The organism is Streptomyces sp. NPDC002911 (assembly GCF_053591835.1).
This window is the reverse complement of sequence record NZ_JBSFUO010000004.1, coordinates 82,343-105,310: the sequence shown is the minus strand read 5'-3', so window position 1 is coordinate 105,310 and position 22,968 is coordinate 82,343. Positions and strand designations below refer to the sequence as shown.

Here is a 22,968-nt window from a genome sequence, read left to right as displayed (position 1 = left end):
CCAATCAAGAAGTCAGCCTGGGGATGCCACAGCTCCCCGCCCCCGCCTACCCGGCCGAGGTGCTCGCCCGGCTCGAAGCGGACGCGCGGGAGGTGATCGCGCGCTACCCCGGCAGCCGCTCCGCCCTGCTGCCGCTGCTGCACCTGGTGCAGTCCGAGGAGGGGTTCGTCTCCCGCACGGGCATGGCCTTCTGTGCCGACCAGCTCGGCCTCACCACCGCCGAGGTCACCGCGGTGGCCACCTTCTACACGATGTACCGCCGCCGGCCCAGCGGTGACTACCAGGTCGGGGTCTGCACCAACACCCTGTGCGCGGTCATGGGCGGCGACGCCATCTTCGACCGGCTCAAGGAGCACCTGGGCGTCGGCAACGACGAGACGACCGAGGACGGCAAGGTCACCCTCGAACACATCGAGTGCAACGCGGCCTGCGACTTCGCGCCGGTCGTGATGGTCAACTGGGAGTTCTTCGACAACCAGACGCCGGAGAGCGCGACACGGCTCGTCGACGACCTGATCGCCGGCCGCACAGTGGAGCCCACCCGCGGCGCCCCTCTCTGTACGTACAAGGAGACGGCCCGGATCCTCGCCGGCTTCCCCGACCGGCGCCCCGGCGCCGTCGAGGCGAGCGGCGGGGCGGGTGCCGCCTCGCTGGTCGGCCTGAAGCTCGCCAAGGGCGAAGCCGCTCCGCACGCACGCGTGGTCGGACCGAGGGGTGAGACGCCCCGGGACGCGCAGCCGCAACAGGGCTCCGAGCACCTCAGCTCGCACGACGCGCCGCAGCAGACATCGGCTTCCGACCCGGATCACCCGGCCGGGCCCGCCGCCGAGGAGGGGGAGTGATGACCTTGGCAGCCGAAATCGGCAAAAACGGGACCAGCCCGGAGAAGCTCCTGGCGCCCGTCCTCTCCTCCTTCTGGGACGAGCCGGAGTCCTGGACCCTGGACACCTACCGTCGGCACGACGGATACGAGGGCCTGCGCAAGGCCCTGACCATGTCGCCGGACGACCTCATCGCGTACGTCAAGGACTCCGGTCTGCGCGGACGCGGAGGCGCAGGCTTCCCCACCGGGATGAAGTGGCAGTTCATCCCGCAGGGCGACGGCAAGCCGCACTACCTCGTGGTGAACGCCGACGAGTCGGAGCCCGGGACCTGCAAGGACATCCCGCTCCTCTTCGCGAACCCGCACAGCCTCATCGAGGGCATCGTGATCGCCTGTTACGCGATCCGCTCGTCGCACGCCTTCATCTATCTGCGCGGTGAAGTCGTTCCCGTGCTGCGGAGGCTGCACGAAGCGGTACGTGAAGCGTACGAGGCGGGTTATCTGGGGGCGAACGTCCTGGGTTCGGGACTCGACCTGGAACTCACGGTGCACGCGGGTGCCGGTGCGTACATCTGTGGAGAGGAAACCGCGCTGCTCGACTCGCTCGAAGGACGGCGAGGCCAGCCCCGGCTTCGTCCCCCCTTCCCCGCGGTCGCCGGTCTGTACGCCTGTCCCACTGTCGTGAACAACGTCGAGTCCATCGCCTCGGTTCCCGCGATCCTGAACAGGGGCAAGGACTGGTTCAAGTCGATGGGCAGCGAGAAGTCCCCGGGCTTCACGCTGTACTCGCTCAGCGGGCACGTCACCAGCCCCGGCCAGTACGAGGCCCCACTCGGCATCACCCTGCGCCAGCTGCTCGACATGAGCGGCGGCATCCGGACCGGGCACCGCCTGAAGTTCTGGACCCCGGGAGGCTCCTCCACCCCGATGTTCACCGAGGAGCACCTCGACGTCCCCCTGGACTACGAGGGCGTCGGCGCCGCCGGATCCATGCTCGGCACCAAGGCGCTGCAGTGCTTCGACGAGACCACCTGCGTGGTGCGCGCCGTCACCCGCTGGACCGAGTTCTACGCCCATGAGTCCTGCGGCAAGTGCACGCCGTGCCGCGAGGGCACCTACTGGCTCGTCCAGCTGCTCCGCGACATCGAGGCGGGCAAGGGGCAGATGGCCGACCTCGACAAGCTCAACGACATCGCCGACAACATCAACGGCAAGTCCTTCTGCGCCCTCGGTGACGGCGCGGCCTCGCCGATCTTCTCCTCGCTGAAGTACTTCCGCGAGGAGTACGAGCAGCACATCACCGGCAAGGGATGCCCCTTCGACCCCGCCAGGTCGACCCTCTGGGCCGACGACAGAGACGACAAGAACGCTCACCGGGGGGTGAACGCATGACAGTCACCACGAGTGCGCCCTCCGGGGGCGGCGAGGCGGCCGTTCCGCCCGAGGACCTCGTCACGCTCACGATCGACGGCATCGAGATCAGCGTGCCCAAGGGCACCCTGGTCATCCGCGCCGCCGAACTCCTCGGCATCGAGATCCCGCGCTTCTGCGACCACCCGCTCCTCGACCCGGCCGGCGCCTGCCGGCAGTGCATCGTCGAGGTCGAGGGCCAGCGCAAGCCGATGGCGTCCTGCACCATCACGTGCACCGACGGCATGGTCGTGAAGTCGCAGATCACCTCGCCCGTCGCGGAGAAGGCCCAGAAGGGGGTGATGGAGCTCCTGCTCATCAACCACCCGCTGGACTGCCCGGTCTGCGACAAGGGAGGCGAGTGCCCCCTGCAGAACCAGGCGATGTCGCACGGCGGCGCCGACTCCCGCTTCGACGGGAAGAAGCGCACCTTCGAGAAGCCCGTCCCCATCTCCACCCAGGTGCTGCTTGACCGTGAACGGTGCGTGCTCTGCGCACGCTGCACCCGGTTCTCCAACCAGGTGGCCGGCGACCCGATGATCGAGATGATCGACCGCGGCGCGCTCCAGCAGGTCGGTACCGGCGAGGGCGACCCCTTCGAGTCGTACTTCTCCGGCAACACCATCCAGATCTGCCCGGTCGGGGCCCTGACCTCGGCGGCGTACCGCTTCCGCTCCCGGCCCTTCGATCTGGTGTCGACGCCCTCGGTGTGCGAGCACTGCGCCGGCGGCTGTGCGACCCGGACCGACCACCGGCGTGGCAAGGTCATGCGGCGTCTCGCCGCCAACGACCCCGAGGTCAACGAGGAGTGGCTCTGCGACAAGGGCCGCTTCGGCTTCCGCTACGCCCAGCAGCGCGACCGGCTCACCACGCCGCTCGTACGCAACGCGCAGGGGGTGCTGGAGCCGGCGAGCTGGCCCGAGGCGCTGGAAGCCGCGGCCGCCGGGCTCTCGGGGGCGCGCGGCAGGACCGGGGTGCTCACCGGTGGCCGGCTGACCGTCGAGGACGCCTACGCGTACAGCAAGTTCGCGCGGGTCGCCCTCGGCACCAACGACATCGACTTCCGGGCCCGCGTCCACAGCGGTGAGGAAGCCGACTTCCTCGCCGCGCGGGTGGCCGGGCGCGGCCGCGACCTGGACGGCAGCGGGGTCACGTACACCGCGCTGGAGAAGGCCCCGGCCGTCCTGTTGGCCGGCTTCGAGTCCGAGGAGGAGGCGCCCGGCGTCTTCCTGCGGCTCCGCAAGGCCCACCGCAAGCACGGGCAGCGGACGTTCGCGCTCGCCTCGCACGCCAGCCGGGGCCTGGAGAAGGCGGGCGGCACGCTACTCCCCGCCGCCCCCGGCACCGAGACCGAATGGCTGAACGCCCTCGCGGGCGGAGTCGGCCTGGAGGGCGAGGGGGCCGTCGCGGCCGAGGCGCTGCGCGGCGAGGGTGCCGTGATCGTGGTGGGCGAGCGGCTCGCGGCGGTACCCGGCGGACTGACCGCAGCCGTGCGCACCGCCGCGGCGACCGGCGCCGCACTGGTGTGGATCCCGCGCCGGGCCGGTGAACGCGGCGCACTGGAGGCGGGCGCGCTCCCGTCGCTGCTGCCCGGCGGCCGTCCCGCGACGGACCCCCGGGCACGGGAGGAGGTGGCGTCCGTCTGGGGCGTCGCCGAACTCCCCGCCCGCTTCGGCCGCGACACCGGCCAGATCGTGGAGGCCGCGGCCACCGGCGAGCTGGCCGCGCTGCTGGTCGCGGGGGTCGACCCCGAGGACCTGCCCGACCCGGCCCGTGCCGTGGAGGCGCTGGACGAGGTCGGCTTCCTGGTCTCGCTGGAGCTGCGCCCCGGTGCGGTCACCGGGCGCGCCGACGTGGTCCTGCCCGTCGCCGCCGTCCCGGAGAAGTCCGGCACCTTCCTCAACTGGGAAGGCAGGGCGCGGATGTTCGAGGCCGCGCTGAAGCCCGAGCAGCTGCCGAGGACACTCTGCCCGACCGACGCGCGGGTGCTGCACATGCTGGCCGACGCACTCGACGTACACCTCGCACTGCCCGACCTGAGGGCGGCCCGCCGCGAGCTCGACCGGCTCGGCGGCTGGCAGGGCGGCCACGCCGACGACCCGCGGGCGACGTCCCGCCCGGTGCCCCGGCCCGGCGACGGCGAGGCGGTCCTCGCGGGCCACCGGATGCTGCTCGACCGGGGCCGGCTCCAGGAGGGCGACGAGGCGCTGGCCGGTACCCGGCACGCGGCCGTCGCCCGGCTCTCCCCGGCCACCGCTGCCGAGTCCGGGGTGAAGGACGGCGATCTGCTGGCCGTCACCGGGCCCGCAGGCAGCACCGAACTCCCGCTGGCGGTGACCGAGATGCCGGACCGGGTGGTGTGGGTCCCCCTCAACTCCGTCGGCCGGGGAGTCCCCGCCGGCACCGGCGCCCAGCCGGGCGGAGTGGTCCGGATCGGTCCGGCCGCCCCGGGCTCCCACGTCGTGACAACGGAGGTAGGAGAGTGACCGGCCTCGCCCGACTCACCGCGGCACCGCAGGGCACCGTCCTCGCAGCCGAGGACCTCTCGATGTTCGGCACGGACCCCTGGTGGCTCGTCGTCGTCAAGGCGGTGTTCTGCTTCGCGTTCCTGATGGTGACCGTGTTGTTCGCCATCGTGTGGGAGCGCAAGGTCGTCGCCTGGATGCAGCTGCGCATCGGCCCCAACCGGCACGGCCCCTGGGGCATGCTCCAGTCGCTCGCCGACGGCATCAAGCTGATGCTGAAGGAAGACGTCGTCGTCAAGCGGGCCGACAAGGTCGTCTACGTCCTGGCCCCGATCGTCGCCGCCGCACCGGCGTTCATGGCGATCGCGGTGATCCCGTTCGGCCCGGCCGGCAACGAGGTCTCGATCTTCGGCCACCGGACGACGATGCAGCTGACCGACCTGCCGATCGCGATGCTGTACATCCTCGCGGTCGCCTCCGTCGGCATCTACGGCATCGTGCTGGCCGGCTGGTCCTCCGGCTCGACGTATCCGCTGCTCGGCGGCCTGCGTTCGTGCGCCCAGATGATCAGCTACGAGATCGCGATGGGCGCCGCGTTCGCCTCCGTGTTCCTCTACTCGGGCTCGATGTCGACCTCGGAGATCGTGGCGGCGCAGGAGGACCGCTGGTTCATCCTCCTGCTGCCGGTCTCCTTCATCATCTACATCATCACGATGGTCGGCGAGACCAACCGTGCTCCCTTCGACATGCCGGAGTCCGAGGGCGACCTGGTCGGCGGCTTCAACACCGAGTACTCCTCGATCAAGTTCGCGATGTTCATGCTCGCCGAGTACGTCAACATGGTCACCGTCTCCGCGGTCTCCGTGACCCTGTTCCTGGGCGGCTGGCGGGCTCCGTACCCGATCAGCACCTTCTGGGAGGGCGCGAACCACGGCTGGTGGCCGATGCTCTGGTTCGTCATCAAGGTGCAGCTGCTCCTCTTCTTCTTCATCTGGCTGCGCGGCACGCTGCCCCGCGTCCGCTACGACCAGCTGATGAAGCTCGGCTGGAAGGTCCTGATCCCGGTCTCCGTGGTCTGGCTGATGCTGGTCGCCACCGTCAGGGCGCTGAACAACGAGGGATACGACTACTCCAAGATCCTGCTGTACGTCGCCGGAGCCGTGATCGCCGTCCTGCTGATCTCCTTCGTCGCCGACGTCTTCCGCGACCGGAAGACCAAGGCCGCCGAGGAGGCGGCCGGGCCGGAGCCGGCGTTCGACCCGATGGCGGGCGGATACCCCGTGCCGCCGCTGCCCGGCCAGGCGCTGCCGCCGGTGCCGCGCCGCACGCCGCGACGTGAGCGGGAGCTCGTTGTCAGTGGCGGGCCGGATACTCGGAGTGACGATCAGGTGGGTACCGGAAGTTCGAGTGACGGAAGGGAGGCTGACGGTGTCTGAGTCATCAGAACCCTCAGGGGAGAAGTTCCAGAATCCTGTGGCCGGCTTCGGCGTGACCTTCAAGGCCATGTTCAAGAAGCGGCTGACCGAGCAGTACCCGGAGACGAAGAAGGTGACAGCGCCGCGCTTCCATGGCCGGCACCAGCTCAACCGTCACCCGGACGGGCTGGAGAAATGCGTCGGCTGCGAGCTCTGCGCCTGGGCGTGTCCGGCGGACGCGATCTACGTCGAGGGCGCGGACAACACGGACGAGGAGCGCTACTCCCCGGGCGAGCGCTACGGCCGCGTCTACCAGATCAACTACGCGCGCTGCATCCTGTGCGGGCTCTGCATCGAGGCGTGCCCCACCCGGGCCCTGACCATGACCAACCAGTTCGAGCTGGCCAACACCACCCGCGAGAGCCTCATCTACACCAAGGACGAGCTGCTCGCGGGGCTTGAGGAAGGCATGGTGGACAGCCCCCACGCGCTCTTCCCCGGCATGGACGAACAGGACTACTACCGCGGTCTGGTGACCGCTGCCGCGCCCGGTACGGAGCGCCAGGCCGCGGTGTCCAAGGGAGAAGCGGACAAGGACGTGGGCGCATGACCTCCACCCTGGCCGCAGCGGCCACCGCCACCTCGACCGGCGAGGCAGTCCAGTTCTGGATCCTCGGCACGGTCGCCGTCCTCGGCGCACTCTTCACCGTCCTGATGAAGAAGGCCGTGCACAGCGCCCTGTCGCTCGCCGGGACCATGATCGTGCTGGCGGTGTTCTACCTCGCCAACGGCGCCTACTTCCTGGGCATCGTCCAGGTCGTCGTCTACACCGGCGCGATCATGATGCTGTTCCTCTTCGTGGTCATGCTCGTCGGCGTCACGGCGGCGGACTCGCTGCAGGAGACGCTCAAGGGCCAGCGCTGGCTGGCCGCCGCCTGCGGACTCGGCTTCGGCATCCTGCTGATCGCCGGTATCGGACAGGCGTCGCTGAAGACCTTCAACGGCCTGGGCGCGGCGAACGCACGGCACGGCGGAAACGTCGAGGGCCTCGCCAACCTCATCTTCACCAAATACGTGTTCGCGTTCGAGATCACCGGTGCCCTGCTGATCACGGCGACCGTCGGCGCGATGCTGCTCACGCACCGCGAGCGCACCGAAGCCGCCAAGACACAGCGTGAGCTCTCCCAGGAGCGGGTGCGCAGCAGTCACCTGCCGCCGCTGCCGGCCCCCGGCGTCTACGCCCGGCACAACGCCGTGGACATCGCGGGACTGCTCCCGGACGGCACCCCGTCCGAGCTCACCGTCATGCAGACCCTGCGGCAGCGGGGCCAGATCCGCGATGTGTCCAGCGAGTCGCTCGCCGACCTCAAGGCACTGGAACAGCGCTCCGGGGAGCGGCTCGGCCGTGACCGCGGACCGGTCCGTGACACGGCAGAAGAAGAGGAGGAGGTCGCCAAGTGAATCCGGTCAACTACCTCTACCTCGCGGCCCTTTTGTTCACGATCGGCGCCTCCGGTGTGCTGATCAGGCGGAACGCGATCGTGGTGTTCATGTGCATCGAGCTGATGCTCAACGCCTGCAACCTCGCGCTCGTCGCGTTCTCCCGGATGCACGGCAATCTCGACGGCCAGATCATCGCGTTCTTCACGATGGTCGTCGCCGCCGCGGAGGTCGTCATCGGGCTCGCGATCATCGTGTCGCTGTTCCGCTCCCGCCACTCGGCCTCGGTCGACGACGCCAGCCTGATGAAGCTGTAAGGGGTCGGAATCGTGGAAAACCTGATTGCGCTGCTGGTCGCGGCGCCCCTGCTCGGAGCGGCGGTCCTGCTCTGCGGCGGCCGCCGGCTCGACCGGACCGGCCACTGGATCGGCACGGCGCTCGCCGCCGCGTCGTTCGTCATCGGTGTCGTGCTCTTCACCGACATGCTGGGCAAGGGGGCCGAGGACCGCGCCCTGCACCAGATGCTGTTCAGCTGGATCCCCGTCGAGGGGTTCCAGGCCGATGTGGCCTTCCAGCTCGACCAGTTGTCGATGACGTTCGTCCTGCTGATCACAGGTGTGGGCACGCTGATCCACATCTACTCCATCGGCTACATGGAGCACGACGAGCGCCGCCGCCGCTTCTTCGGCTACCTGAACCTGTTCCTCGCGGCGATGCTCCTCCTGGTCATCGCCGACAACTACCTGTTGCTGTACGTCGGGTGGGAGGGCGTCGGTCTGGCGTCGTACCTGCTCATCGGCTTCTGGCAGCACAAGCCCAGCGCGGCCACCGCCGCCAAGAAGGCCTTCCTGGTCAACCGGGTCGGCGACATGGGCCTGTCCATCGCGATCATGCTGATGTTCACCACCTTCGGTACGTTCGCCTTCGGGCCGGTGCTCGAAGCGACGGGAGACACCGGCGAGGGCAAGCTCACCGCGATCGGCCTGATGCTGCTCCTCGCCGCCTGCGGCAAGTCGGCCCAGGTGCCGCTGCAGTCCTGGCTCGGTGACGCGATGGAGGGCCCGACCCCGGTCTCGGCCCTGATCCACGCCGCCACCATGGTGACCGCGGGTGTCTACCTCATCGTCCGCTCCGGCGCGATCTTCAACGCGGCGCCCGACGCACAGCTGGCCGTCGTGGTCGTCGGAGCCGTCACGCTCCTCTTCGGTGCGATCGTCGGTTGTGCGAAGGACGACATCAAGAAGGCCCTCGCCGGGTCGACGATGTCGCAGATCGGCTACATGATCCTGGCCGCGGGCCTCGGCCCCATCGGTTACGTCTTCGCGATCATGCACCTGGTGACCCACGGCTTCTTCAAGGCGGGGCTCTTCCTCGGTGCCGGTTCGGTCATGCACGGCATGAACGACGAGGTGGACATGCGGAAGTACGGCGGCCTGCGGAAGTTCATGCCGGTCACCTTCGTCACCTTCGGCCTGGGCTATCTCGCGATCATCGGCTTCCCCGGCCTGTCCGGCTTCTTCTCCAAGGACATGATCATCGAGGCGGCCTTCGCCAAGGGCGGTACCGAGGGCTGGATCCTCGGTTCCGTCACCCTGCTGGGCGCCGCGATCACCGCGTTCTACATGACGCGCGTGATGCTGCTGACCTTCTTCGGCGAGAAGCGCTGGCAGCCGGACGCGGATGGCCGCGAGCCGCATCCGCACGAGTCACCGAAGTCCATGACGATCCCGATGATCGTGCTGGCCTTCGGGTCGGTCTTCGCCGGAGGTTTCTTCTCCATCGGCGACCGGTTCATGCACTGGCTGGAGCCCGTCACCGGACACGACCACGGACACGCCCCGGTCAGCGCGGCCACCGTCACCGCCGCCACGATGGTGGTGCTCGTCATCGGTGTCGCCATCGCCTGGGCCATGTACGGGCGCAAGCCCGTCCCCGCCGTCGCACCGCGCGGCTCCCTGCTCACCAGGGCGGCCCGCCGCGACCTCCTCCAGGACGACTTCAACCACGTGGTCCTGGTCCGCGGCGGCGAACACCTCACCCGCTCCCTGGTCTACGTCGACCACACCCTGGTCGACGGCGTCGTCAACGGCACGGCCGCCTCGATGGGCGGGCTCTCCGGCCGACTGCGCAAGCTGCAGAACGGCTATGCCCGCTCCTACGCGGTCTCGATGTTCGGCGGTGCGGCGGTACTCATCGCCGCGACCCTGCTGATGAGGGCGGTCTGATCCCATGTCCTTTCCCCTCCTGACAGCGACGGCGGCGCTCCCGGCGATCGGCGCGATCGCCACCGCCGCCGTCCCGGCCGCCCGGCGCACCGCGGCCAAGTGGCTCGCCCTGGTCGTCTCGCTGGCGACCCTGGTTTTGGCCGGTATCGTGTTCGCCCGCTTCGAACCGGGCGGCGACCGCTACCAGCTGACCGAATCGCACGCCTGGATCAAGGACTTCGGCGTCCGGTACGAGCTGGGGGTCGACGGCATCGGGGTGGCGCTCCTGGCGCTCACCGCCTTGCTGATCCCCTTCGTCATCCTCGCGGGCTGGCACGACGCCGATCCCCTGGAGACACGTTCCTCCCGGTGGCGGCCGACCCAGGGCTTCTTCGCCCTGATCCTGATGGTGGAAGCGATGGTGATCCTCTCCTTCGTGGCCACCGACGTCTTCCTCTTCTACATCCTCTTCGAAGCCATGCTCATCCCGATGTACTTCCTCATCGGCGGCTTCGGGGACCGGGCCCACTCGGGCAGCGACGAGAACGCGGCGGCGCAACGCAGCTACGCGGCGGTGAAGTTCCTCCTCTACAACCTGGCCGGCGGGCTCATCATGCTGGCCGCCGTCATCGGGCTCTACGTCGTCGCGGGCAGCTTTTCGCTCTCCGAGATCGCCGAGGCCCGGGCCGACGGCTCGCTGGACATGGCGACCTCCACCGAGCGGTGGCTGTTCCTCGGGTTCTTCTTCGCCTTCGCGGTGAAGGCCCCGCTGTGGCCGCTGCACACCTGGCTGCCCAACGCCATGGGGGAGGCGACCACACCGGTGGCCGTCCTGATCACCGCGGTCGTCGACAAGGTCGGCACCTTCGCGATGCTCCGCTTCTGCCTCCAGCTGTTCCCGGAGGCCAGCAAGTGGGCGACGCCGGTGATCATCGTGCTGGCACTGATCTCCATCATCTACGGCGCCCTGCTCGCCGTCGGCCAGCGCGACATCAAGCGGCTCATCGCCTACGCGTCGATCTCACACTTCGGCTTCATCGTGCTCGGTATCTTCGCGATGACCAGCCAGGGCCAGTCGGGCGCCACGCTCTACATGGTCAACCACGGCCTCTCGACGGCCGCGCTGATGCTGGTCGCCGGATTCCTGATCACCCGGCGCGGCTCGCGGCTCATCGCCGACTACGGCGGGGTGCAGAAGGTGGCGCCCGTCCTGGCGGGAACCTTCCTCATCGGCGGCCTGGCCACCCTGTCGCTGCCCGGCCTCGCGCCGTTCGTCAGCGAATTCCTGGTCCTGGTCGGCGCGTTCAGCGCGTATCCGGTGGCCGGGATCATCGCGACCCTCGGCATCGTGCTCGCCGCGCTCTACGTCCTCGTCCTCTACCAGCGGACGATGACCGGACCGGTCAGGGAGGGGATCGGGGGCATGCCCGACCTCAGGGTCCGCGAGCTGGCGGTGGCCCTTCCGCTGATCGCCCTGCTGATCTTCCTGGGCGTCTTCCCGAAGCCGCTCACCGAGGTCGTGAACCCGGCGGTGCAGCACACCATGCACGACGTACAGAAGAAGGACCCCCAGCCCGAGGTGGAGGCCGCCAAGTGAGCGCAACAGCTGTCCACAGTCTGTGGACGACGGCGGGCGAGGTGACATCGGCCGCCCCGGGCGACAAGTTCACCGCTCCGACCATCGAGTACGCCCAACTGGCACCCGTCCTGATCGTGGTCGGTGCCGCCGTTCTCGGGATCCTGGTGGAGGCGTTCGTCCCGCGACGGGCCCGCTACACGACCCAGGTGTTCCTGACGGTCGTCGCGATCGCCGCCGCGTTCGCCGCGGTGGTGGGGCTCGCTGCCGACGGGTACGCCACGGAGAACGCGCACATCGCCGCGATGGGCGCCGTCGCCGTCGACGGACCCGCCCTGTTCCTCCAGGGCACCATCCTGCTCGTCTCCATGGTCTGCGTCTTCACGTTCGCCGAGCGGCGCCTCGACCCGGCCTCGCACGGCAACCGGGTGGACTCCTTCGCCGCCCAGGCCGGTTCGGTGCCCGGCAGCGACGGGGAGAAGGCGGCGGTCAAGGCCGGATTCACCACGACCGAGGTCTTCCCGCTGGCCCTCTTCTCCGTGGCGGGCATGCTGGTCTTCCCCGCGGCCAACGACCTCCTGACGCTCTTCATCGCGCTCGAGGTCTTCTCCCTCCCGCTCTACCTCCTGTGCGCCGTCGCCCGCCGCAAGCGGCTCCTGTCGCAGGAAGCCGCCGTGAAGTACTTCCTGCTCGGCGCCTTCTCCTCGGCGTTCCTGCTCTTCGGGATCGCCCTGCTCTACGGATACGCGGGCACCGTGTCGTACGCCGGCATCGGACACGTCGTCGACGGCACCGTCCAGCAGATCGACCCGGCGCTCGCCGGGACCATGGGCAACGACGCGCTGCTGCTGATCGGCGGGGCGATGATCCTGATGGGCCTGCTCTTCAAGGTCGGCGCGGTCCCGTTCCACATGTGGACCCCGGACGTCTACCAGGGAGCCCCGACCCCGGTCACCGGCTTCATGGCGGCGGCCACGAAGGTCGCCGCGTTCGGCGCGCTGCTGCGCCTGCTGTACGTGGTGCTGCCCGGCCTCACCTGGGACCTGCGCCCCGTCATGTGGGGTGTCGCCGTCGTCACGATGCTGGGCGGAGCGATCGTCGCGATCACCCAGACCGACATCAAGCGTCTCCTGGCCTACTCCTCGATCGCGCACGCGGGTTTCATCCTCGCGGGGGTCATCGCGGCCAGCCCGGAGGGCATCTCCTCGGTGCTCTTCTACCTCGCGGTGTACTCCTTCGTGACGGTCGGTGCCTTCGCCGTCGTCACCCTGGTGCGGGACGCGGGCGGAGAGGCGACCCATCTGTCGAAGTGGGCCGGTCTGGGCCGGCGCTCGCCGCTGACCGCGGCGGTCTTCGCCGTGTTCCTGCTGTCCTTCGCCGGTATTCCGCTCACCTCGGGCTTCTCCGGCAAGTTCGCCGTCTTCAAGGCGGCGGCGGACGGGGGCGCGGGCGGCCTCGTCGTGGTCGGTGTGATCTCGTCGGCCATCGCCGCGTTCTTCTACATCCGGGTCATCGTCCTGATGTTCTTCAGCGAGCCGAAGGCGGACGGCCCGACGGTCGCCGTCCCGTCCCCACTGACGATGACCACGATCGCGGTGGGAGTCGCCGTGACCCTGGTGCTCGGCCTGGCTCCGCAGTACTTCCTCGACCTGGCGAGCCAGGCGGGTGTGTTCGTGCGGTAACGGCGGGAACGCGCTGCGACGCCGGACGGCCTTGGAAAGTCAAGGCCGTCCGGCGTTGTCGTAGGCGGCGCCTATGGTTGCCGGTGACGGGTGAAGACGGACGGACGGGCGCGACCATGAGTGTGACGACCGAGAGTGCTGCGCAGCAGACGCTGCACCGGGTGTTCGGGTACGAGACGTTCCGCGGCGAGCAGGGCGCGGTGATCGAGCATGTCGTCGAGGGCGGCGACGCGGTCGTGCTCATGCCCACCGGCGGCGGCAAGTCCCTCTGCTACCAGATCCCCGCCCTGGTCAGGCCCGGAACCGGCATTGTGATCTCCCCGCTGATCGCGCTCATGCAGGACCAGGTCGACGCCCTGCGCGCGCTCGGTGTCCGCGCGGGCTTCATGAACTCCACGCAGGACTTCGACGAGCGCCGCTCGATGGAGGCCCAGTTCGTCGCCGGCGAGCTCGACGTGTTGTATCTGGCCCCCGAGCGGCTGCGCCTGGACTCCACCCTCGCACTGCTGGCCCGCGGCCAGATCTCCGTCTTCGCCATCGACGAGGCACACTGCGTCGCCCAGTGGGGCCACGACTTCCGCCCCGACTACCTGGCCCTGTCCGTGCTGGGCGAGCGCTGGCCCGACGTACCCCGTATCGCGCTGACGGCCACGGCGACCGACGCCACGCACCGGGAGATCACCCAGCGCCTGGGTATGCCCGACGCCAGACACTTCGTGGCCAGCTTCGACCGGCCCAACATCCAGTACCGCATCGTGGGGAAGTCCGACCCGAAGAAGCAGCTGCTCACCTTCCTCAAGGAGGAGCACGCGGGGGACGCGGGCATCGTCTACTGCCTCTCGCGCAATTCGACGGAGAAGACCGCCGAGTACCTGTGCCGCAACGGCATCGAGGCCGTGCCCTACCACGCGGGCCTGGACGCCCGGACGCGCGCCGAGCACCAGTCGCGCTTCCTGCGCCAGGAGGGCCTGGTCGTCGTCGCGACCATCGCCTTCGGCATGGGTATCGACAAGCCCGACGTGCGCTTCGTGGCCCACCTCGACCTGCCCAAGTCCGTCGAGGGCTACTACCAGGAGACGGGCCGGGCGGGGCGGGACGGGGCCCCGTCCACGGCCTGGATGGCGTACGGACTCCAGGACGTCGTCCAACAGCGCAAGCTGATCCAGGGCGGCGAGGGCGGCGAGGCGTTCCGGCGCCGGGCGGCCTCGCATCTCGACTCGATGCTGGCGCTCTGCGAGACGGTCGAGTGCCGCCGCGCCCAGCTCCTGACGTACTTCGGCCAGGAGCCCGGCGAGCAGACCTGCGGCAACTGCGACACCTGCCTCACCCCGCCCGAGACCTGGGACGGCACGGTGGTCGCGCAGAAGCTGCTGTCCACCGTGGTCCGGCTCAAGCGAGAGCGGAATCAGAAGTTCGGGGCCGGGCAGATCGTCGACATCCTGCTGGGCCGCAGGACCGCGAAGGTCATCCAGTTCGACCACGACCAGCTCTCGGTCTTCGGCATCGGCGAGGAGCTGGCCGAGGCGGAGTGGCGGGGTGTGGTGCGCCAGCTGCTGGCGCAGGGGCTGCTCGCGGTCGAGGGGGAGTACGGCACGCTGGTGCTGACCGAGGAGAGCGGTTCCGTGCTCGACCGGGAGCGCGAGGTGCTGCTCCGCAAGGAGCCGAAGCGGCCCACGACCCGGTCCGGTGGGTCGGGCGAGCGCAAGGCCAAGTCGGCAGTGGCCGTGGCCGACCTGCCCGCGGAGGCCGTCCCCGTCTTCGAGGCGCTGCGCGCCTGGCGCGGCGCCCAGGCCAAGGAGTTGGGCCTCCCCGCCTATGTGATCTTCCACGACGCGACCCTGCGCGAGATCGCCGCACTGCGCCCGGGCTCCCTTGCCGAGCTGGGTGGCGTCAGCGGTCTCGGAGAGAAGAAGCTGGCGACGTATGGCGAGGGGGTACTGGAGGTGCTGGCCGGGCTGGGGGACGCGGCCCCGTCGGCGGCGCCCGAAGCGGAAGCGGCCCCCGCACCCGTGCCACCCGCCCGGCCCGCCGTCCAGGACGCGGAGCCGGAGTTCGGCTGGGACGAGGAGCCGCCGGAGTTCGAGTGAGCGGGGGCGGGGCGTGCGTCAGCGAGGGTCCGCCGCCCGGCGGCGGGAGACGATCGCGGTCAGATCCAGGTCCACGGGAAAGGGAGTGGAGACCTTCATCCGGTCATGGAAGATCCCCGTGGACGTGTACGCGCCGGTCGCGGGTTCCAGCTCGAAGACGTAGACCACCGCACGGCCGTCCTGGTTCTCCACCCGCCAGTAGTGTGGAATCTTCGCCCGCGCGTACTTCACAGGTTTCGTCTCCCTGTCGCGGGTGACGGACTCGTCGGACACGACCTCGATCGCCAGCAGCACACTGCTCGCGGGGAACCGTGTCTGCCGCAGGCTCTCGACCGCGTCCGCGCGTACGACGACGACATCGGGTTCGGGCCGGTTCTGGAAGTCGACGTCGATGGTGAATTCGCGGAAGACTTCCAGGCCGAGCGGTGCGAGAGACTGTAGTTGCCACTTGAGGTAGTCGATCGCACGCTCATGGAACACGGTCTGCGGACTCACGAAAACCAGACTCCCGTCGATCAGCTCCGTGTGCGGAGGCAGATTCGGGAGTGTGTCCAGGTCATCGGCGGTCCAGCCGCCCACGGGCGGAACCGCCCACCGCGGCTCGGGGGCCTCGGGGTCGATGCTCATCAGTGCTCCCATACGAAGGAGTCTCGCGGTCCGTTCAGCGTATCCGGCGAGAACCGATCATGGCCGCTCAAACGTGTGAGCGAGTCACGCGTCGTTGACCCTCGCCCCCCTGGCCGCGTACGCGCGCACATCCGCGTCCGGGTCCGTGAGCACGCCTGAGAGGGCCTCCCGGACCGCCTCGTGGGAGGTGTGCTGGAGCAGAGCGAGGACCGGGGCACCCCGCCGCGACGGTGTGGATGGTCCTGGACTGGTTGCCACAGTGTTGCGCCACCTGAGGACCAGGAGCGCAACGCTGTGGACAGCTCTCATCGACTTCGCCGGTGAAGATCCGCCACCCGGATGACCACCCTTCGGCCACCCGGGGCATCAGTCCCCGCCACCGCCACCGCCGCCGCCCCCGTCCCCGCCGCCCCCGGCGGCCTTGTCCTGGCGCACATTGCGGTGGACGGCCAGCGCGGGCCACTCCTCGCGGGCCAGGGCCCGCGCCGCCGCGCGTGCGCGGCGGTCGCCCTGCTTCACCACCGACGGCAGTTCCACCGCCGCGGCCAGCGCCGCGAGCAGCCGGCTCCTGCGGTCGGGGAGGCCCGCCGCGCGGGACGTCTCGAAATGCAGGCGCACCTGCTCCCCCGGGGAGGCGGGGCCCGCCACGTGGCGGTGGAACGGGAACAGGCCGAGGAAGCGACGGGTCTCCCTGCACAGGACACCGCGCTCCACCAGGGCGTCCAGGTACAGCCCTTCGGCCCGCCGCGCCGACTGCCGCACCCAGCGCCGAGCCGACACCCCCGAGCCGAATCTGCTCCTGCCCGGCGGCGGAAGGCTGCGCAAGAACACCGCGAGCAGCGGATCCGGCGGGTCCAGCGGATTCACCACCACCACCCGGCCACGCTCGTCGGCGACCCTCCCCTGGAGCTCCAGCTCCGCCAGGACGGCTCCGGCGATGCCGTACTCCAGGAACCGGCCGCGGCAGTACGGCTTGCCTCGTACGGGATCCAGGGCGAGCATCAGCAGTTCCTCGGGGAGCGTGGGGGCGGTCTCGTTCACGGCGAGGCCGTGATCCGTCCCGTGACCTCACCGAGCCCGACGCGCGTGCCGTGCGGCCCGGGGGCCCAGGCGGTCAGGGTGACGGTGTCGCCGTCCTCCAGGAACGTTCGCTTGCCCTCGGCCGGGTCCAGCGGATCGCGGCCGTTCCAGGTGAGTTCGAGCAGAGAGCCGCGCTGCCCCGGCTCCGGACCGCTGACGGTGCCGGAGCCGTACAGGTCGCCCGTGCGCAGCGAGGCGCCGTTCACTGTCATCTGGGCCAACTGCTGAGCAGCCGTCCAGTACATGGAGGCGAACGGCGGCTCGGAGACGGTCTGCCCGTTGATCTCCACCGAGATCCGTATGTCGAAGCCGCCCGGCTCCTCGTCGTCCGCGTCCTCCAGATACGGGAGCAGTTCGAAGTCCCGTGCGGGCGGTGCCGTGCGGGCCGCGTCCAGAGCCTCCAGCGGAGTCACCCACGCCGACACGGAGGTGGCGAAGGACTTGCCGAGGAACGGGCCCAGCGGCACGTACTCCCAGGCCTGGATGTCCCGCGCCGACCAGTCGTTGAGCAGGGAGAGTCCGAAGACGTGCTCGCGGAAGTCGCCGAGCGCCACGAGGGAGCCCTGCTCCGAGGGGACGCCCACGACGAAGCCGACCTCGGCCTCGATGTCCAGCTTCACCGAGGGGCCGAAGACGGGTACGGGGTCGGACGGTGCCTTGCGCTGCCCGGAGGGGCGCACCACGTCCGTGCCGGAGACGACGACCGTGCCGGCCCGCCCGTGGTAACCGATCGGAAGGTGTTTCCAGTTGGGGGTGAGGGCCGCCCCGTCGGGACGGAAGATCCTCCCCACATTGGTGGCGTGGTGCTCGCTGGCGTAGAAGTCGACGTAGTCCGCGACCTCGTACGGCAGGTGCAGGGTCACCGAGTCGAGCGGATGGAGCAGCGGCTCCAGGTCCGGGCGGTGGGACGGGACCGTCACCCACGCCGTCAGTGCCCGCCGTACGTCCCGCCACGCGGTGCGGCCCGCCGCAAGCAGTGGCATCAGGCTCGGCTGCGCCAGCAGTCTGGCGTACGGCGAACCGAGTGCGTGTGCCGCCGCTCCGGCGTCCAGCACATGCCGGCCGATGCGGACTCCGACCCTTCGGTCCTCGGGGTGTCCGGGGGTGGAGAACACACCGTACGGAAGGTTGTGCGGACCGAAGGGGTCGCCCTCGGCCAGGTCGAGCGGGCTGCTCTGCTCGGGCATCTGTCGCTGCCCCTTTCCGTCGCTTGAGGAACACGGTACGTCGGCTTCGCCGTTCGGCGGCAGTGCCCCAAGTAGGCGTGAGCCCGGAAAGTTACGCGTTGACCCGGTCAGCCCGCCGTGCGGGGGATCCGCTTCTCCCAGGTCCGGTGGAAGACGATCTCGTCACCGTCCTTGCACACGACCTCGCTGGACGTGATGAAGTCGTCCGCGTCCGCGCCCGTCTCCGAACGTGTCTCGACCCGCACGTCCCAGGCCATCTCGGGCCGGTGCAGCCGGATCGTCCAGTCCGAACGGGCCCTTGCCGACAGCGGATCGTCCTGCTGGATCGTGTAGGTCTCCAGCGCGTCCTCGGTGAACTCCAGCCCGTCGGGGTAGACCCGCGTACCGCCGTAGCGCGGATCGACCTCCAGTCGCCATTCGCCCTTGGCGACGTCCCTGACCACCAGGCGCTCGGGGCGCTGCTCGTCGAGCGTGACGGGGAGGACGACACCGAGCGGCTCCGACTGCTCCGGTTCGCCGAAGGTGATCCCCGGGTCCTCGGTGTGCCGGCGCACCGGGAGTTCGACGAGGCTCCCGTCCGCTTTGAGCGTGAAGCCCGCGGACCCTGCCTGGGGCCAGATCCACGGCCAGTACGAGGACGAGACGGCGAGTCTGATCCGGTGGCCGGGCGGGAAGGTGTGCCCGATGCCGTTCAGCTCGAAGGTCACGTCCTCGGTCTCCCCGACGGGCCAGTCCTCGGCACGGTCGCGTCCGTGCCGGGTGGCCAGATTGAGGGCGCCGCGGGTCACGAGGGTGGAGGCGCCGTCCGGGGCCACGTCGCAGATCCGAGCGATCGCCTGGCCACGCGGTACGTCCATCCGGACACGGAGTGTCACCCGGGGACGACCGAGAATCTCGATGGGGGCGTCCTCGACGGGGAATTCGAAACACACCGACTTGGCGTCCTCGTCCCGCTGGTCCGGCGGCAGGTCGGCGTCGTTGCCGAACGGGAAGAAGCGGCCCGCGTCCAGCCCGGTCTGCTGCGGCGAGTGGACGGTCTGGGGCCCGCCCGCCAAGGCGTAGGCGACAGGTGTGACGTTCTCGGACGGCCAGCCGGCGTCGCCGACCCAGCGGCCGGGCAGCGTCTCGTAGGCCGTTGCGGGTCGGTGCGAGCCGCTGATCCAGGACCGCAGCAGGGGCTCGTTCATCACCCCGGTGTCCTTGTCCTTCAAATGCTGGTCCCACCAGCGCAGGGTCTCCTGAAGGAAACCGATGGCGGGCCCCGGGGGCAGCCCCCGGTCCGGGTACTGGTGGGACCAGGGGCCGATCAGCCCGCGCACCTGCCCGGGGTCCAGATGCTCGACGAGCCGCAGGACGGTGTCCCGGTACGGGTCGTGCCAGCCGCCCACCGCCAGGACCTTCGCCGTGACGGCGCCGTAGTCCTCGCAGACGCTGCCGTGCTTCCAGTAGTCGTCACGGGTCTGGTGGGCCAGCCACGTATGGATGAACGGCTCCACCTTTTCGAGCCGCCGCAGCCACATGTCCCGCCAGTCGTCGCCGACGTCCGCCGGGTCCGGCGGCCGGGAGACGAAGGCGAGCATGGTGGAGGCCCAGGCGTGCATGTCCACGCCGAGGACGGAGCCGCCCATGTAGTGGACGTCGTTGTCGTAGCGGTCGTCGGCCGAGCACACGGTGACGACCGCCTTCAGGGGCTCCGGGGCGAGCGCGGCGATCTGGAGCGAGTTGAAGCCGCCCCAGGAGATGCCGAACATGCCCACCCGGCCCGAGCACCACTCCTGCTGGGCCAGCCAGTGCACGACGGCGACCCCGTCGGCGAGTTCCGTCGCGTCGTACTCGTCGCCCGGCATGCCCTCGCTGTTGCCGTGCCCGCGCACATCGACGCGTACGGAGGCGTAGCCGTGGCCCGCGTACCAGGGGTGGCGCTGCCAGTCGCGCGGCGCCGTCCAGTCGCTGAGCCGGTAGGGCAGGTACTCCAGCAGCGCGGGCACCACTTCGTCGGTGACCGGCCGCCAGATCCTGGCGTACAGCTGGGTGCCGTCCGCCAACGGGATGTAGAGGTCCTCGTGGGTGGTCTCGTACGGGAAATCGGTGCGGATGTGCATGGTGGTACCTCAGTGGACGGGGTGCATGGTGCGCTTGAGCCAGGGAGCGGCGGCGATGACGGCCACACCGGCCACCACCGCGATAGCGCCATTGACACCGAAGTAGGCGGGGATGGAGACCTCGCCGTAGAGCTTCACGATCTGTGCCTGGATGCCGTTGGCGAGGGCCAGCGACAGGAACCACAGCGCCATCGTCTGGCTGGCGAACGCCTTGGGCGCGAGCTTCGTGGTGGCGGACATGCCGGACGTCTCCAGCAGGATGTCGCCGAGGCCGAGCAGCAGATAGGAGCCGACGATCCACCAGGCGGCCATCTTGTACGTGTCGTCGGCGTGGCCGGAGGTCGGAATGACCATCAGGAGGAAGGACAGTCCGCCGAGGATCACCCCGATCGCAATCTTGTTCGAGGCGTGCGGCTGGCGCGGCCCCATCCGGGCCCAGACCGCGGCCACGACGGGCGCCAGTGCGACCTCGAAGGCGCCCAGGGCGGAGGCGTACCAGCTCGCGGGGAAGTGGAAGCCGAAGATCTCCGTACGAGCGTTCGTCGAGGCGAGCAGCATCATCGTCGAGTACGCCTGGAAGAGGATGAAGTTGAACACGACGGAGGCCAGGAACAGCACGACGTACGGCCGGAGCCTGCCCCGCTCCTCCGGGGTGACCCGGGGGCTCCTGAACATCACGACGAAGTACACGACGGGCGCGATCACGGAGACGAGGGTGAGCACGTCGACGAACCGGTCCATCGTGAGCCAGCCGGCCAGCGTCAGGGCGGTGGCCACCAGGGCCGCCGCCACGACGCCCGCCACGATCGTCAGCACGGCCCGGCGCATCGGGCCGGGCGCCAGGGCGTACTCCGCCGCGTGCTTTCGCCCGGCCAGGTGACGCCGGCCCGCGACGTACTGGATCAGACCGAGCGTCATGCCGACCGCCGCGGCCGAGAAGCCCCAGTGCCAGCCCGCGTGGTCGCCGAGCCATCCCGTGACCAGGGGGCCGGCGAAGGCGCCGATGTTGATGGCCATGTAGTAGAGCGCGAAGCCGGCGTCGCGGCGCTGGTCCTGCGTGCTGTAGAGCTTGCCGACCATCGAGGCGACATTGGGCTTGAGCAGGCCCGTTCCGGCGCTGATCAGGCCGAGGCCCACCCAGGTCATCGTGGCGGTGGGCACGGCCATGGCGTAGTGGCCGCAGGCGATGAGGATGCCGCCGTAGAGAACGGCGCGGTACGAACCGAGGATGCGGTCGGCGAGCCAGCCGCCCGCCACGGACACGAGATAGACGAGGGTGCCGTAGGCGGCGGACACGGAGGCGGCGGTGCCCGGGTCCATGCCCATGCCGTCGTCGGAGACCTTGTCGGCGAAGAAGAGGACCAGGATGGCCTGCATCCCGAGGAACGAGAAACGCTCCCAGACCTCCAGTCCGGACAAGGTCATCAGGCCCCGTGGCTGGCCGAAGAAGGCCTGGTCGTCCCGGGGCGGTGGCTGGACCGGTTCGGTACCGGCCGCGGTGTGGGACAAAGCGACAACTCCTGATCGTATGAGCTGATGTCGAACATACCGGCGGCGGCGGGAAGGCGCCCACGGTGATCCAAAGGGGACCGGATACGCTGACTTGAGTGAGGACAGCGACACATCGACATTCCGTGTGATCGTCAGCAGACAGGAGATCCCCTCGTGACCGTCGTCGGGCCGTTCGGACTGAGCGTGCGGGACCAGGCTCTTGAGGCCGATGTCCAGGCCGGTTTGGCCGCTGTCGAGGCGGGGCTGCTGGCTGCCACCAAAAGTGAGGTCCCGTTCATCACGGAGGCCGCACAGCACCTCGTGAGCGCGGGGGGCAAGCGTTTCCGGCCACTGCTGGTGATGCTCGCGTCCCAGTTCGGTGACCCCGACGCTCCGGGCGTGGTCCCCGCCGCCGTGGTCGTCGAACTGACCCACCTGGCGACGCTGTACCACGACGACGTGATGGACGAGGCGGACGTACGCCGCGGGGTGGACAGCGCCAACACCCGCTGGGGCAACTCCGTCGCCGTCCTGACGGGTGACTTCCTCTTCGCCCGCGCCTCGCACATCCTGTCCGACCTCGGGCCGGAGGCAGTCCGCATCCAGGCGGAGGCGTTCGAGCGCCTGGTCACCGGTCAGATCCTGGAGACCGCGGGCCCGCGCGACGGCCGCGACCCGGTGGACCACTACATGGACGTGCTGGGCGGCAAGACCGGCTCGCTGGTCGCCGTGTCCGGACGGTTCGGCGCCCTGATGGCGGGGGCCGAAGAGCCGGTCGTCGACATCCTCACCCAGTACGGCGAACGCCTCGGCATCGCTTTCCAGCTCGCCGACGACGTCCTGGACATCGCCTCCGACTCCCACGAGTCGGGCAAGACGCCCGGCACCGACCTGCGCGAGGGCATCCCCACCCTGCCGGTCCTCCACCTGCGCGCACGGGCGGCGGCCGAGGGCCGTCCGGAGGACAAGGAGCTCGTGGAGATGCTGGACGGCGGCCTCGGCGACGACGCCAGGCTCGCCGAGGCGCTGCACAGGCTGCGCGCCCACTCGGCACTCGAACAGGCGCGCCGTGACACCGTGCGCTACGCCCAGGAGGCACGGGCCACGCTGGCGCCGCTGCCCGAGTGTTACGCGAAGGCCGCCCTCGAGGAGCTGTGCGACGCCGTGGTGCACCGCGCGGGCTGACCCCTAAGGGCTCGGCCGGACCGCACGCCCTCGGAATCATCCCGGAGAGGTACGCACAGTTGCTCCCGGGGGCTGACGCTTGTCACCGCCGGATTTGGTCAGATGGAGGTCAACCACTCCTGACCACATCGGGTGAGAACGGCGGCGGGGAGTGGATACGTGCAACGGGATGGCAGCCGCCGACCACGGAGGTA

Annotated in this window: 17 protein-coding genes; 12 read left to right on the top strand and 5 right to left on the bottom strand. The window is 69.8% G+C overall.

Annotated elements, in window-relative coordinates:
- Positions 1-23 precede the first annotated feature (23 nt).
- The 11 genes from nuoE to recQ all read left to right on the top strand — a co-directional run bounded on the left by nuoE (position 24) and on the right by recQ (position 15,102).
- Positions 24-842 carry an NADH-quinone oxidoreductase subunit NuoE gene (gene nuoE / locus ACWD04_RS08285; protein WP_451129987.1) on the top strand — a complete coding sequence of 273 codons (819 nt, stop codon included), beginning with the start codon at positions 24-26 and terminating at the stop codon, positions 840-842.
- Positions 842-2,215, top strand: a complete 1,374-nt coding sequence (gene nuoF, locus ACWD04_RS08280; RefSeq protein WP_451129399.1) for an NADH-quinone oxidoreductase subunit NuoF — start codon at positions 842-844, stop codon at positions 2,213-2,215. The genes nuoE and nuoF overlap by 1 nt, the downstream gene beginning before the upstream one ends.
- A complete protein-coding gene (locus ACWD04_RS08275) occupies positions 2,212-4,719 on the top strand; it encodes an NADH-quinone oxidoreductase subunit G (protein ID WP_451129397.1) in 2,508 nt (835 codons plus the stop codon). The genes nuoF and ACWD04_RS08275 overlap by 4 nt, the downstream gene beginning before the upstream one ends.
- Positions 4,716-6,134: an NADH-quinone oxidoreductase subunit NuoH gene (nuoH, locus tag ACWD04_RS08270; RefSeq protein WP_451129395.1), complete on the top strand. Its 1,419-nt coding sequence runs from the start codon at positions 4,716-4,718 to the stop codon at positions 6,132-6,134. The genes ACWD04_RS08275 and nuoH overlap by 4 nt, the downstream gene beginning before the upstream one ends.
- A complete protein-coding gene (nuoI, locus tag ACWD04_RS08265) occupies positions 6,127-6,723 on the top strand; it encodes an NADH-quinone oxidoreductase subunit NuoI (RefSeq protein ID WP_451129393.1) in 597 nt (198 codons plus the stop codon). Before nuoH ends, nuoI begins: the two co-directional genes overlap by 8 nt.
- Positions 6,720-7,574, top strand: a complete 855-nt coding sequence (locus ACWD04_RS08260) for an NADH-quinone oxidoreductase subunit J (RefSeq protein WP_451129391.1) — start codon at positions 6,720-6,722, stop codon at positions 7,572-7,574. Before nuoI ends, ACWD04_RS08260 begins: the two co-directional genes overlap by 4 nt.
- Positions 7,571-7,870: an NADH-quinone oxidoreductase subunit NuoK gene (gene nuoK, locus ACWD04_RS08255; protein ID WP_033297526.1), complete on the top strand. Its 300-nt coding sequence runs from the start codon at positions 7,571-7,573 to the stop codon at positions 7,868-7,870. Before ACWD04_RS08260 ends, nuoK begins: the two co-directional genes overlap by 4 nt.
- Positions 7,871-7,882: 12 nt before the next feature.
- Positions 7,883-9,778 (top strand): NADH-quinone oxidoreductase subunit L, encoded by a 1,896-nt coding sequence (gene nuoL, locus ACWD04_RS08250; RefSeq protein ID WP_451129389.1) that lies wholly within the window; start codon positions 7,883-7,885, stop codon positions 9,776-9,778.
- A 4-nt stretch (positions 9,779-9,782) separates the two neighbouring features.
- The gene (locus tag ACWD04_RS08245) at positions 9,783-11,354 is read left to right on the top strand and encodes an NADH-quinone oxidoreductase subunit M (RefSeq protein WP_451129387.1); all 1,572 of its coding nucleotides are present in this window, start codon (positions 9,783-9,785) and stop codon (positions 11,352-11,354) included.
- A complete protein-coding gene (nuoN, locus tag ACWD04_RS08240) occupies positions 11,351-13,015 on the top strand; it encodes an NADH-quinone oxidoreductase subunit NuoN (protein ID WP_451129385.1) in 1,665 nt (554 codons plus the stop codon). The genes ACWD04_RS08245 and nuoN overlap by 4 nt, the downstream gene beginning before the upstream one ends.
- Positions 13,016-13,131: 116 nt before the next feature.
- Positions 13,132-15,102 carry a DNA helicase RecQ gene (gene recQ, locus ACWD04_RS08235; protein WP_451129383.1) on the top strand — a complete coding sequence of 657 codons (1,971 nt, stop codon included), beginning with the start codon at positions 13,132-13,134 and terminating at the stop codon, positions 15,100-15,102.
- 18 nt (positions 15,103-15,120) lie between these two features.
- On the opposite strand, the gene ACWD04_RS08230 is transcribed toward recQ, so the two are convergent.
- The 5 genes from ACWD04_RS08230 to ACWD04_RS08210 form a co-directional block, all read right to left on the bottom strand.
- Positions 15,121-15,729, bottom strand: coding sequence for a Uma2 family endonuclease (locus ACWD04_RS08230; RefSeq protein ID WP_451129985.1), 609 nt, complete (start codon positions 15,727-15,729; stop codon positions 15,121-15,123).
- A 366-nt stretch (positions 15,730-16,095) separates the two neighbouring features.
- Complete coding sequence (locus tag ACWD04_RS08225; RefSeq protein ID WP_451129381.1) at positions 16,096-16,770, bottom strand: GOLPH3/VPS74 family protein; 675 nt, start codon at positions 16,768-16,770, stop codon at positions 16,096-16,098.
- A complete protein-coding gene (gene fahA, locus ACWD04_RS08220; protein WP_451129379.1) occupies positions 16,767-17,996 on the bottom strand; it encodes a fumarylacetoacetase in 1,230 nt (409 codons plus the stop codon). The genes ACWD04_RS08225 and fahA overlap by 4 nt, the downstream gene beginning before the upstream one ends.
- 107 nt (positions 17,997-18,103) lie before the next feature.
- Positions 18,104-20,098 carry a CocE/NonD family hydrolase gene (locus tag ACWD04_RS08215; RefSeq protein WP_451129377.1) on the bottom strand — a complete coding sequence of 665 codons (1,995 nt, stop codon included), beginning with the start codon at positions 20,096-20,098 and terminating at the stop codon, positions 18,104-18,106.
- A 9-nt stretch (positions 20,099-20,107) separates the two neighbouring features.
- Positions 20,108-21,607, bottom strand: a complete 1,500-nt coding sequence (locus tag ACWD04_RS08210; protein ID WP_451129375.1) for a peptide MFS transporter — start codon at positions 21,605-21,607, stop codon at positions 20,108-20,110.
- A gap of 156 nt (positions 21,608-21,763) precedes the next feature.
- On the opposite strand from ACWD04_RS08210, the gene ACWD04_RS08205 reads away from it, so the two are divergent.
- The gene (locus ACWD04_RS08205) at positions 21,764-22,774 is read left to right on the top strand and encodes a polyprenyl synthetase family protein (RefSeq protein ID WP_451129373.1); all 1,011 of its coding nucleotides are present in this window, start codon (positions 21,764-21,766) and stop codon (positions 22,772-22,774) included.
- Positions 22,775-22,968: the final 194 nt, after the last annotated feature.